Origin of the sequence: Rufibacter aurantiacus, from assembly GCF_017916345.1 — a bacterium.
Classification (GTDB): domain Bacteria; phylum Bacteroidota; class Bacteroidia; order Cytophagales; family Hymenobacteraceae; genus Nibribacter; species Nibribacter roseolus.
In genome coordinates this window covers 360,799-373,557 of record NZ_JAFMSV010000001.1, presented here as the reverse complement: position 1 = coordinate 373,557, position 12,759 = coordinate 360,799, and the positions used below count along the sequence as shown (strand labels likewise).

Annotated in this window: 8 protein-coding genes; 5 read left to right on the top strand and 3 right to left on the bottom strand. The window is 54.2% G+C overall.

The genetic code is table 11. The features are described 5' to 3' along the window. The first annotated feature begins 87 nt into the window (after positions 1-87). Positions 88-723, top strand: coding sequence for a DsbA family protein (locus J3P34_RS01485; protein WP_246853494.1), 636 nt, complete (start codon positions 88-90; stop codon positions 721-723). Positions 724-1,171: 448 nt separating this feature from the next. Here the strand turns inward: J3P34_RS01485 and J3P34_RS01480 are convergent, their stop codons facing one another. Next, entirely contained in the window at positions 1,172-4,396 is a 3,225-nt protein-coding gene (locus tag J3P34_RS01480) for a DUF3098 domain-containing protein (protein ID WP_246853493.1), read from the bottom strand. 600 nt (positions 4,397-4,996) lie between these two features. On the opposite strand from J3P34_RS01480, the gene J3P34_RS01475 reads away from it, so the two are divergent. Beyond that, complete coding sequence (locus tag J3P34_RS01475) at positions 4,997-6,259, top strand: sensor histidine kinase (protein ID WP_210486120.1); 1,263 nt, start codon at positions 4,997-4,999, stop codon at positions 6,257-6,259. Here J3P34_RS01475 and J3P34_RS01470 read toward each other — a convergent pair. Then, positions 6,256-6,606 (bottom strand): hypothetical protein, encoded by a 351-nt coding sequence (locus J3P34_RS01470; protein ID WP_210465944.1) that lies wholly within the window; start codon positions 6,604-6,606, stop codon positions 6,256-6,258. The genes J3P34_RS01475 and J3P34_RS01470 overlap by 4 nt on opposite strands. A gap of 251 nt (positions 6,607-6,857) precedes the next feature. Between J3P34_RS01470 and J3P34_RS01465 the strand changes: the two genes are divergently transcribed. From J3P34_RS01465 to J3P34_RS01455, 3 genes are all read left to right on the top strand, one after another. Next, positions 6,858-8,060, top strand: coding sequence for an alpha/beta hydrolase family protein (locus tag J3P34_RS01465; protein WP_210486119.1), 1,203 nt, complete (start codon positions 6,858-6,860; stop codon positions 8,058-8,060). Between the two features lie 97 nt (positions 8,061-8,157). Continuing rightward, a complete protein-coding gene (locus J3P34_RS01460) occupies positions 8,158-9,264 on the top strand; it encodes a DNA alkylation repair protein (RefSeq protein WP_210486118.1) in 1,107 nt (368 codons plus the stop codon). A 3-nt stretch (positions 9,265-9,267) separates the two neighbouring features. Continuing rightward, positions 9,268-9,972 carry a response regulator transcription factor gene (locus J3P34_RS01455; protein ID WP_210486117.1) on the top strand — a complete coding sequence of 235 codons (705 nt, stop codon included), beginning with the start codon at positions 9,268-9,270 and terminating at the stop codon, positions 9,970-9,972. 99 nt (positions 9,973-10,071) lie between these two features. On the opposite strand, the gene J3P34_RS01450 is transcribed toward J3P34_RS01455, so the two are convergent. Next, entirely contained in the window at positions 10,072-12,627 is a 2,556-nt protein-coding gene (locus tag J3P34_RS01450; protein ID WP_210486116.1) for a SusC/RagA family TonB-linked outer membrane protein, read from the bottom strand. Between the last annotated feature and the right edge of the window lie 132 nt (positions 12,628-12,759).

Sequence of the window (12,759 nt, the reverse complement as noted above, 5' to 3'; positions counted from 1 at the left end):
TCGCAGGTCTAAAATCAAGGTCAGGACAAACCTTTGGGGCTGGGTTCACGGTAAACAGAGAGAAACCAAGGAAGAATACCTATGTCCATGCTCCCCGAAAATCCCCTCCTGCTGTACGTCACTGATCCTATGTGCGCCTGGTGTTACGGGTTCACGCCAGTGATCAGAAGATTAAGGGCCCTTTGGTTTGGCCGGCTATCGGTGCAGGTGTTGGTGGGAGGGCTACATCCGTACGTCCAGGATCCGTTGACCTCGGCGGAGAAAGACAAACTGGCCGTGAGCTGGCACCGGGCCCAGGGGAAATCACACCTGCCTTTTGACTACAGCTTCTTCCTGCGGAAAGAGGCCGTTTATGATACCGAACCCGCTTGCCGTGCCCTCTTAACTGTGCGTCACCTAAGACCCGGGCTCACCCTGGAAGTTCTCCGCGCCCTCCACTCGGCCTTCTACGCCGATGGCTGGGACATCACTGATACCCAGGTGCTGGTGGAGGTGCTGCGTCCGTTTGGGATACCGGAGAACCTGTTCCTGGCCGTCTTCGAGACCGATGAAATCTACCAGCAAACCCAGGACGAGTTCAAAATGGTAGAGGAAATGGGCGTCAGTACCCTGCCCAGCGTTTACCTGGAGCACCCCATGGGCCCCCGCCTCATCTCCCGCGGTTTCTGCGAACTCCCCGAACTAGAAGAACGCCTGTTACAAGCCATGCAGATTCCTTATTAGGGAGTTTTTGGAGATTTGTAGATTTGAAGATGTGGAGATTAGGAGATGCGAGGATTGGAAAGGGAAGGTTCTTTGCTGCCCTTGTAGGTGTTAAGAGGACTTCTCAGTTCAATGCCGTTGTTGGTTTTATCACCAACAGCTCCATTTCCCACCATAGTAATCTTACCGCATTCACCTGTTTTATTCAATACCCGTTTATAGCTAATTTTCTGTAAAAGGCACTAGAAACGCTGTTATGGTTGTTGGTGATAACACCAACAACGGCATCTGAGGTGGGCTTTGAGGGTGTTTCAAATGGCACACTCAGTTGGTGGCACACTAAGTTGGCTTTGAGCCCAAAATTCCTAAAGCGGGGCCCAAACGAGTAACCTGAATCTACCCTTTCCAAATTATCATATTTCCAAATTTCCCAATCCTCACATCTTCAAATCTTCAAATCCTCATTCCTTCATTCCCCCAGTCCCTCATAGTGCCGCAGGAACAACTCCTCCAGTCTTTTTGCCTCAGGGAGGTTGGCGGTTTGGGCAGCCCGGACGAGGTTCTGCAGGCCAAATAGATTCAGTTGTTTTTCGCGGTCAAAGTAGGGCGGCTGGGTTCGGTAGTAATTCAGTTGGGCATCAAAGCGGTTGGCAAGCAGTTGGGTGAGGGCCTGGGCTTCTTTGGTGAGGCCTGCCTGCGCCAGGGGCAGCACCAGGTTCGCGCTTTCAAAGTTGTGTGGGGCTCCGGCATCCGGCATCAGGGTTAAGCAGGTATGCAACACCTTGCGGGCCTGTGGCACATCTCCGGCCTGTAGGTGGGCCGTGGCCAATTCTGCGAAGTTATGGCGGTACAAAGGCACAATTTGCGTGGTGAAATTCTCTTCATAGGGTTGGTCTGGGTTGGTGAGGCCGGTGTAGCGGAACTTCTCCATTAAACTTTGCTGGGTCCGGTGGCGGTCTACGTAGGCATCGGCTTGAGGATCTGGGTTGCGGGCGGGTACCAGACGCAGAGCTTGGCCTTCCAATTGGAGGTACGGCTGCAAACCAAGTTCAGAGGATTCACTCCCGGTGCTGGAGAAATAGATGGGCCGCTGCCAGTTGTTAGAGGCGATCACGTCCAGCATGAACAAGTGTCTTTTCTCCAGGGCCGAAGCTTGTAATTCCCACGACATGGTTGAAGCTAGCTGGCTGGCTCGCTCAGGGGAAACGGTGCCGTTCTGCAGCACGGCTCTGGGATCTACGGCCAGATGCAGCCGCTTAGTGGGCAAGGCGCTTAAGGTGCGACCGTCTTGCGTCTGAACCTGGAGGGCAGGGTGGTTTTGTTTGAGCAGTTGGAGATACTGGTTCAGGTCCATGCCGCTATCCTGCACACTGGGGTTGGGTATGTAGGGTAAGTAATTATTCGTGCTGAAAGCATATTGCTCCATGGGCAGGGTAACTGGAAGCGGAGCCGAGGCATTCACCTGGCGGCGGGCTTGTTCAATGTACCAATCGGTGTTGAGGTAGGTCATCACCAGCACGCGCACATCGGTCCGGAAGCCTTCCACTTCCTGGGCATACCAAAGCGGGAAGGTGTCATTGTCGCCGTTGGTGAACAGGATTGCGTTGGGCGCCACGGAGCTCAGCAGGTTCTTGGCTGAATCCAGCGCGTGGTAACGATTGGAGCGATCATGGTCATCCCAACCTTGGGCCAACAGCACCAATGGAGCGGGCAACGCCAGCAGGGTGGCCAGGATCGCGGCTGAGAGTTCGGATTTTTTGAATCGGCGCAGGAGTTCACCCAAGGCAAGAACGCCCAGGCCCAGCCAGATACTGAACGCGTAGTAAGAACCTGCAAAGGTGTAGTCGCGCTCGCGTGGCTCTACCGGTGGTTGGTTCAGGTACACCACAATGGCCACGCCCGTGAAAACGAACAGCAGCAGGACGGTCCAGCCATCCTTGTTTTGGCGCCGGAATTGGAAAATCAGCCCTAAAACACCCAAGACCAAAGGCAGCATGTAGAACTGGTTTCGGGCTTTACTCTGGGCAATGGGCGAGGGCGCATCGGATTTCTTTTCCCAGGGCCACAGCACGCCGGCACCCTGCACCTCGCTCTCTCGGCCCACAAAATTCCACCCGAAGTACCGCCAATACATGTGGTTCAGTTGGTAGTTCCACAAGAAACCCAGGTTCTGTCCGAAGGTTGGTTTCTGGCCCTGCTGTACGTTTTCCCAATATTGGTAGGCCCGAAGGTGCAGCGGCGTATCTGAGTAAAGGCGCGGGAGCAGGGTTTTGTCTTTATCGGCGTAGGCCACCTCATATTTGTAATCCACTATCGCGTATTTACCGTTTTGCGGCGCGTAAATGGGGCTGCCTTTCTCAAAGCTCTGGGCTTCGGTGTTGAACTGCGGACCATACAGGAGGGGACGGCTACCATACTGCTCGCGTTTGAGGTAACTCACAAAGGAAAGCAGATTCTCAGGGTTGTTCTCGTCAATGGGCGGGTTGTAGCCACTCCGGATGGGCACCATGAGGTAAGACGAGTAACCCACCAGCACCAACACCAAAGACACCAGCGCGTGGTGCCAAAGCACCCTGCCCGTTTTCCTGGCCCAGCGCAGCCCGTACCAGATGGCCGCTGTGAGTCCCAGCAAAAACACAACTGCCCCCGCGCCGTACGGCAAGCCGATGGTGTTTACGAAGAACACTTCCATGGCCCCGGCCACCGAGGGCAGGCCTGTAATCACGCCTTCCATCACCACCAGCACCAAAGCCACACCCATCACAAGCGCAAGCAAAACTCCCCACTTGGTAGGCTTGTACTTCTGAAAATACACCAGCAGCGCGATGGTGGGCAAAGCCACCAGGTTGAGCAAGTGCACCCCAATGGAAAGCCCCACCAGGTAAGCCAGAAATAATAGCCAGCGATCGGCCCCCGGTGAGTTAGCCTCGGCTTGCCACTTGAGGGCCGCCCACACCACAATGGCCGTGAAGAACGAGGACATGCCGTAGACCTCGGCCTCCACGGCACTGAACCAGAAAGAATCGGTGAACGCAAAAGCCAGGGCGCCTACGGCTCCGCTGCCTAGTAGCAGCACACGTTGGGCAGGGGAGGGACCATCAGGAGATAAAGGTAGCAGCCGTTGGGCAAGCAGTGTGATGCTCCAGAACAAAAACAGCACCGTGGCCGCACTGCTCACCGCTGAGAGGAAGTTCATCCACCAGGCCACCTGGGTCACCTCCCCGAAACTCAGCAGCGTAAACAGCCGCCCGATGAGCAGGAACAGAGGCGCCCCCGGCGGATGCGGTACCTGCAGCTTGTAAGCCGCCGCAATGAACTCGCCCGTATCCCAGAAACTAGTCGTAGGCTCCAGCGTGCGCACGTACACTCCCAAGGCAACTAATGCCGAAACCCAACCCAGCACCGTATTCCACCTCCGGAAAGAGCGCCAGGCCGGGGAAACTTCCACAACTGTTTTAAGGCTGTTTTTCCGGAAAATGCCCCAAATGGGGAGCAACAGGCCCAGCACCACCAGCAATGGACCCAACGTGAGCCCCTGGAAACCATAGCCCTGGGGGGCAGAATCAGTAGCCATGAGCAGAAAGCCTATTGCAATAATTCCCATGCCTGCCAGCAGCGGGATGAACTGCCGTCTGGTGAACAGAAAAGGCGCTTGCACGATTGACTGAACAGGTGCTTTGATGGTGGTACTCATAGTTGGTTCTTTATGGTTTGTCGCTTTGCGGATATCTTAAATCTTTTCTCTTTACATGTGCCTTAAATTTTTTTTGGTTCAAGTTTTCAACTTGGACCCATAATGGGCTGAAGTTTGCAACTTCAGTGAGGCGATAGCCTCAAATGACACATTTGCGATCCTTAAACACATCCAGACACTGTTAAAATGAATCAGTGCTATTACATCTAAGGCAAAGCAGAATTATTTTATCCTAGATTTATTTATTGCAGCAGTATTTCAGTCTTTGAATGCTCCTTTTGAGGCTTTCGCCTCACTGCAGTTGCAAACTGCAGGTCATGGTAGGTCCAAGTTGAAAACTTGAACCAGAGACGATTTAGAATGAAACCGACTTCTCATCCTGGACCTTCAAAGCGAACGGAATGCACCACTTTTGTCCGTTGAAAACCTCCTCTTCCGTCGTGAATTCTTCTCTTTTAACTCATACAATTACTCCTCTGCAAACTTATCGGCTACTGAGATGCACCCAGGTTAACGGTTTGTAAAAAGATGTTAATGAGATGTTAATGCGGTAGAAGAGCGCCGGAAATTCTGTACTTTAGAGCCATGAGCCGAGTGAAAATGCAAATAATTCTGGTGCTGGCCTGCGTGGCGCTGGTGGCCTTGTTGTCGGTGCAGCTGGTGTGGCTGAACAAAGCCTACAGTGCCCAGGAACGGGCTTTCAACCACAGCGTGCAGGTGGCGCTCACCAGTGTATCTGATCAGTTGCTGGCCCATAGCGGCAAAGGAGTGACCTCGGCGGCTCCCGTGCAGCAGGTAGCCTCCAACTTCTTTCTGGCGGAACTGAACGCGCCCGTGGATCCGGCCCAGGCCAGTAAGATCCTGCGGCAGGAACTGGCCAAACGGAAGTTGCAGGAGCGCTATGAGTTTGGTTTCTATAACAGCCTGGATGACACGCTCTTGTTTGGGCAGTATGTACCGACCTCCCAGCGGGTGAGCAATACAAATCCAGAACCGGTGGTGCGACATGAGCGGGCAGGGGCAACGCCTTTGTACAACCTGGCGGTGGTGTTTCCGGGCAAGACTTCTTTTATTCTGCGGGAAATGGAATTCTGGTGGTACTCCACAGGCGCACTGCTGCTGGTGGTGCTGTTCTTCGCTTATACCATGGTGCAGATTCTGCGTGAGAAACGCCTCTCAGAGCTCAAAACCGATTTTATCAACAACCTCACCCACGAGCTGCAAACCCCCATCACCAACATCGGGTTGGCCAGCGAGGTGCTGCGCAAACGTTCCGAGACCTTGTCCCCGGACCGGCTCACCCGCTACCATGACCTGATCCACTCCGAGAACGAGCGCCTGCGTGCCCAGGTAGAGCGGGTGCTGCAGATGGCCACAATGGAAAGCCGGGAACTGGCCCTGAAAAAGGAAACCGTGGATTTGCACGCGCTGCTGCTGCAGACCGGCGAGAACCTGGCCCCGAGGTTGCAGCAACGTTCCGGACATCTGCGGCTTGATCTCCAGGCCACCAATTCCCTGGTTCACGCCGATAGTCTGCACGTGGCCAACGCTTTCTACAGCCTCCTGGACAACGCGGAGAAGTACTCCAATCAGGCGCCGGAGATTGAGGTGACCACCCGCGACACCGAGCAGGGCATCTTGATCAGCATCCGCGACCGCGGCATCGGGATAAAGCAGGAGTTTCAGAAATTTCTGTTTGATAAGTTCTACCGCGTGCCCAACGGCAACGTGCACAACGTGAAAGGTTTCGGGTTGGGGCTGAGTTACGTCAAAGCCATCATGGAGGCGCACCAGGGACAAGTTACCGTGGAGAGCGCAGAGCAGCAGGGCACCTGTTTCCGGTTGGTGCTGCCCGTGAACTAAGAATGGTGTTTTGAGGCCTTTTTGGTAAAAACAGGCGGTTTTCGCAGAACCTCCAGCAACTTGTCTGAGACTTTGCTTACTTCTTTAGGCGAATGCTGGGGGAAATAGTCTATGGCGCAGATGGATTTCTGCAGGTCCAGCCGCCGGGCGAAATGGAAGGCCAGCACATGGTCCTGCTCGGTGCAGTAGAACTCCAGCGGTTGGTTTCCGGTGGCCACACCCAGGCGCTCCAGCCGTTCGCACATCAGGGTCTGGACCTCTGTAAGGTAACCACCCGTAACTACTTTCACTTTCAGCATCAGCGGCTCCAGGTCTGTCAGCAGGGTGTTCAGTGCTATCTCCTTCATAATCTTGTGATTAAGAAAGTAATTTACACTTTCCCTATGAGGGGAATGTGAAGGCAATGTTATGCTTGTGGCGCCAATGTTAACTTATTGTTACCAAATAACTGAATTGAAGACCCTTCACCGGAGTAGCAAACCACTTTATTTGAAGGTTGAAAAGAAAATATTGTGTTTTAATTGAAAATATTAATTAATACCTTGACTATCAGGTGGGAAGCAAAGAGGCGGATTGGTTTAGCTTAATAGAAAGGGATATGAAAAAGAGCCTGAAAAAGTTTAGCTGGGTAGTGCTGGCTTTATTTGTCTTTAGCGGTTGCGATTTCTCTGACGATGAAGATCCAAAACCCCAGGATGGTGATTACTTCGTGTCGGCTACCTCGCTGGGCGTTGTTCCCAAGGTAGCGCTGCAGGCTTATGCTGTGACAGCGGGGTACGGGAATTTTGTTTCATTCATTGACTATGACATTGAGTTCTTCAGGTTCATTTACAACACCACCTACAAAGGATCCAGGATCCAAGCCTCGGGCTTACTGTGCGTTCCGCAGAACACGCCTGGTGCCCCGGCGCTGGTGAGTGCCCAGCACGGCACCATTTTCCGGGATAATGATGCCCCTTCCAGTTTTCCCCAGAGCTTCACCGGTTTTGAGCTCTTTGCGGCGGTGGGCTACGTCACCGTGATCCCCGATTTTATTGGCTACGGCACCTCCAAAGACCTGGTCCACCCTTATTACGATGAGGAACATTCTGCCGCCGCGGTGGTGGACATGCTGCGGGCCGCGGAGTTTTATCTAGACCGCGAACAGATCGCCACGAATGACAACCTGTTTCTGGTGGGGTATTCTGAGGGAGGCTATGTGACGCTGGCCGCCCAGAAAGAGATAGAATCCAACCCTGACCTGGATCTGGACCTGACTGCCGTGGCGGCCGGCGCCGGGGGCTATGACCTCAATACCATGCTCTCCACCATTGCCACCGTGCAGAACTACGCAGCCCCTTCTTTCCTGGCCCAGATCCTGAACGGCTACAACGTGACCTATGGCTGGAACCGTCCGTTCTCAGATTTCTTCCAGCAACCGTACGCCGACCGGCTTCCGGGTTTATTGGATGGCACCAAAAGCCGGGAAGACATAGATGCGCAGCTCACCACTTCCACCACGGCGCTGTTCAACCCTACTTTCTACGCGAACCTAAGCAACCCATCGGGGGAAACCACCCTGAAACAGGCCATTGCCAACAACAGCCTCCTGGACTGGAAACCCACCACGCCCACCCGCCTGTACCACGGCACCGACGATGAGGCGGTTTTCTACCAGACCACCGTAACCACCTACAACCAGTTTGTGGCGGCCGGGGCTACCAATGTCACTTTTACTCCCATCCAGGGCGGTACGCACCGCACCAGCATTGAACCCATGATGCTGGATGTGCTGCAATGGTTTGAGTCTTTGAACCAGTAATGAGACCAAAAACAATGTGGGCCTAGGCAAGGAGTAAGATTCGCGTTTTTCAGGGCTTTTCCTGAAATTGGCCCCCAAACGCCTCAACCCTCTGCCAATGCCCGCGCTCCTGAAAGACGTCTATTCGCCCCAGTTCTATGACAAGTTCGGTCAGGTGCTGAAAACTATCTTGCCCCAGTTTGATCAGGAGCAGTTCAGGCAGTTGATTTTCGCGGAAGGTTGGGAAGCCAAAGAACTGAAGGAGCGCATGCGGCACACCGCCCGCATGCTGCACCATTTTCTGCCCTGGAATTTTCCGGAGGCGGTAGGGGTGATTCTGCAAACCATCCAACAGCTACGCGAGCGCCAGTTTCCGGTGCAGCACGTAGAATTCATGTTCTTCCCAGATTATGTGGAACTGTACGGCCTTGAGGACCTGGAAACTTCCGTCTGGGCCATGGAGCAGATCACGCAGTTCATCAGCTGCGAGTTCGCTGTTCGTCCGTTCCTTCTGAAATATCCCGAGCGGATGATGGCGCAGATGCTAGCCTGGTCCACGCACGATCACCACGCGGTCAGGCGGTTTTCCTCCGAAGGCTGTCGGCCCCGGTTGCCCTGGGCCATGGCGCTGCCCTTCCTCAAACGCGATCCGTCGCCCATTTTGCCCATCCTGGAGAACCTCAAAGCAGATGCTTCTGAGTTCGTGCGCCGGAGCGTGGCCAATAACCTCAACGACATTTCCAAGGATAACCCCGAACTGGTGCTGGAACTGCTGGCCCAATGGAAAGGCCAAACCAAAAAAACCGATTGGGTAGTAAAACACGGCTGCCGCACGTTGCTCAAGCAAGGCCATACCGAGGTGCTCCAGTATTTCGGGTTTAACGGAGCGGCCCACCTGGAGGTCTCCGGCTTCAAAGTGTTAACCCCCCAAGTGGCGCTGGGGCAGGATCTGCTTTTCGCCTTTTCCCTGAAAAATACCTCTGAAACGCCCCAGAAAGTACGACTGGAATACGGCGTGTATTACAAAAAAGCAAAAAACTCCCTGGCCCGGAAGGTGTTCAAGATCAGCGAGCGCGAATTTGCTCCAATTGAGGAAACCAACATTACCCGTAGGCAAAGCTTCAAGTTCATCACCACGCGCAGGTACTATCCGGGAGAGCACCGTGTGTCAGTGATCGTGAATGGTCAGGAAAAGGTTATCGCTGACTTTCTAGTAGTCAACTGAGTTATGGCGCACATCCTGATCGTGGAGGACGACCCTAGTTTGGGTTTCCTGTTGCAAGACAGCCTGGAGACGGCGGGGTACCAGGTCACCCTCTGCCCGGACGGTGAAGCCGGATTATCGGCGCTGGCCCAGGAGACCTTTGACCTTTGCGTACTGGACGTGATGTTGCCCAAGCGCGACGGCTTCTCAGTGGCGGAGGAAATAAGGCAGCGCAACCTGCCGGTACCGTTCATGTTCCTGACCGCGAAAGCCCTTAAGGCCGACCGCCTGCAAGGCTTTGAGCTGGGCGCCGACGATTACCTGACCAAGCCCTTCGGGCTGGAGGAATTGGTGTACCGCGTAAAAGCCATTCTGCGCCGCACGGCTCCTAAAACTACGCCACCTGACCAGGCAAAACCTGCCGCCACAGACGTCATCTCTTTTGGCACTTCTTCATTGGAGTTCAAGAACCTGTTGCTGCACGTGGGCGGCCAAACCCACACCCTCACCGACAGGGAAGCCGAACTGCTCCGCCTTTTCGCCCAGCACCCGCACCAGCTATTACGCCGCGAGGAGATCCTGCAGCGCCTCTGGCAAGACGACGGGTACTTTGTGGGCCGCAGCCTGGACGTGTTCATTTCACGCCTGCGTAAATACCTTCAGCCAGATTCCTCGGTGAAGATCACCACCGTGCATGGCAGGGGCTATAAATTGGAGGTAGCGGAGTAAGCTGCATTTTGCGCCTGATTTCATAATAAGAGCCCTAAAACTAAAACCGGAAGAGCCGCTACCAGGCAGCTCTTGCGGGCTTTAGTTTGGGTTTCTGTCTCAGAGTCCCACTTCCAGGGTGAGGGAGAAGGTACGGGCTCTTGGGTAATGCACCGTGCCGTTTCCGTAGGCCACCTCAGGGTCCTGGCCGGAGTAGCCGGTAATGACAAAAGCATTTTGCACGGTGGCAATGAGATTGAGCCGGGCCTTGTCCTGCAGGATTTTCCCGAAATCATAGCCTACGCTGAGGTACTCCATCCGGAGGAAAGAGGCGTTCTCAACGTAATAGTCTGAGAAAGGCTGCGGGAGGTTGAAGTTGGTTTCCAGCACGCTGGAAGACTGATTCTGGAGCCAGGCCGAACTTCTGAAGCTGTTGTAATAACCGGTTTCTGCCGCATGGCGGTTGTAGGCATACGCTCCCAACTGGGCCCTGGCCATAAAGCCCAGGCTCCACTGTTTGTACGTGGCCTGCGAGGTGAAACCCAGCAGGCTTTTGGGTCTGGCGCTATGGAAGATTCTCTGGTCTTCCGGTCCGAAGGTGCCGTTGTTGTTTACGTCCTCGTACTGCCCTTCCAACGGAGATCCGTTGCTGTATTTCTGCACGTAAACCGAGTAGGCATCCAGTTCATGCCCGGGTGCGTTGACGTACCGGGGATTGGTAAAAGCCAGCAGAAAGGTTCTGGCCCCGTAAGCCCCCATGGGTCCGGAGACCAGTTTATTAGTAGCGTAAGAGGCATTCAAAGAAACTACCCATTGGGCGTTTTCTGTGTCTAGTGCCAGGTATCGGAGAGATACTTCGCCGCCTTTTGTCTGCACCTCGCCGCCATTGGCCATGACGTAGGAAAAGCCGTTGTTGGTGTTAGGAAGGGCTCTGTAGGTTAGCAGATCATCGGTTTTCTTTAAAAACAAATCAAGGCTGGCGTTGAAACGGGTACCCCAAAACCCAACATCTGCCCCCAGGTTAAAGGAAGTGGTTTTCTCCCAGGTTAAGTCTGGGTTGGGAAAAGCGCTGGAGGTGGTGCCGCTATTGAAAGGGTTGAAGGCGGGAAACAAAGGGGTGTTGCCCTGCACGCCGTAGCTGGCCCTGACTTTCAGGTAAGAGAGAAGGTCCTGGTCTTGCAAAAACGCTTCCTCAGAAAGAAGCCATGCAAGGCCTACCGCTTTGGAGGTGAAATCTCTGTTCTTCTCGGCAAAATACGGGCTTTGGTCCTGGCGAGCCGAGGCGGTCAGGAAGTAACGTTCTTTGAACCCATACTGCAAGCTCCCGAAGAATGCTTTTTTAGCCATGTTTGTCTCATAGCTGTACCCAGACCTTAGATTGCCCTCCGGCTCAGAAACAGAATTCAGGAAGAATTTATTTAGGGTTTTCTGGGCCGAATATCCGGCCGTAAAGTCCAACTGGCTTTTAAGCTTCTCCAGCGACGCTGCGTAAGTAAGGTAATACTCCTGAAGCCGGTTCTTACGGGTGTGGCCAAACTGGGCTACGGTTAAAAGGTAATCAGATGGAGTGGCTGAAATGTTGTTGTTGTCCCTGCCGTCGGTGTTGTGATGGTCATAGCCCAGGTTGATATGGGCGGTAAGGGCCGGCAGAAAATGAAAGCGATACGCCAGGTGCGCGTTGCCAAACTTCCTTTCTGATTCCTGGCCTGAGGTGGAGCGCTCCAGAAGGCCCAGGGGGTTCAAAGGTGCAAACGCCTCGGGCTTGCCTTCCGCATCACGCCATTCAAAGTAATCTCCGTTGGAGGCATACACCGGCTGCGTAGGGTTGAAGTTCACCGCGGCATTGATCAGCCGTTGGTTAGGTGACCGGGTCTCGCTCTTAGTGCCTTTGACGCTGATATCCAGCCTCAGGTGATCCTCAAAAAAAGAGGGGTTCAGGGTAAGGGCCGCGGATTTCCGTTTAAAGTAGCTGTTGGTGAGAATGCCGTTCTGGTGCAGATAACCTACAGCCACCCGGTAGGGCAGAAAACCCACGGTACCATCCAGGCTCAGGTTCTGGTCATAGCTGACGGCGTTTTCATACACCTCCTCCTGCCAATCTGTGTTGGCCTGTCCCAGCCTGGCTTTTTGTTCCTGTGTCCCGCGTTGCGTAACCACCTGCCTGAATTCATCACCGGAAAGTACCTCCACTTTTCTGGGCAGGGTAGAAAGGGCTACCTGTGACCGGAAATCCACCTGGAGCTTCTTGTTTTCTGCCCCGCGTTTGGAGGTTAAAAGCAGCACCCCGTTCACTCCGCGGGAGCCATACATACCGGTAGCAGCGGCGTCTTTCAGCAAGGTAATAGAGGCAAGATCCTGCGGATTGAGGAGCGCCAGCGCGGACACCAGTTCTTCCTCTGCCTCGCTCTCCAGGATAACGCCGTCCAGAACAACCAAAGGCGCACTTCTGCCTGCCAGGGTTGCATTTCTGAGCTGCTGCACCAGGAAACCTGCGCCTGGTGCCCCCGTTAAGCCCGTCACCTGTAAACCCGCCAGTTGCCCTGAGATAAGCTGCTCTGGTGAAACTACCAGGCCCTGGTTGAACTGCCTGGCGGTAAGGGTCTGCAAGGCACCGGTGGTTTGTTGCCTTTTCTTTAAACCATAGCCCATCTGCACCGAGTCTGAGGGGGCTTGCAAGGTCTCTTGCCTGGCCAAAGAAGCCTGCGGAACACAAAAGGCAGCAAGAGTGAAGGCTACCGCGGGAAAGAATATATTTTTGCGAAAACGAGCGAAGTAGACGTTTGGCATAGGGTGGTGGATTCAAGGATT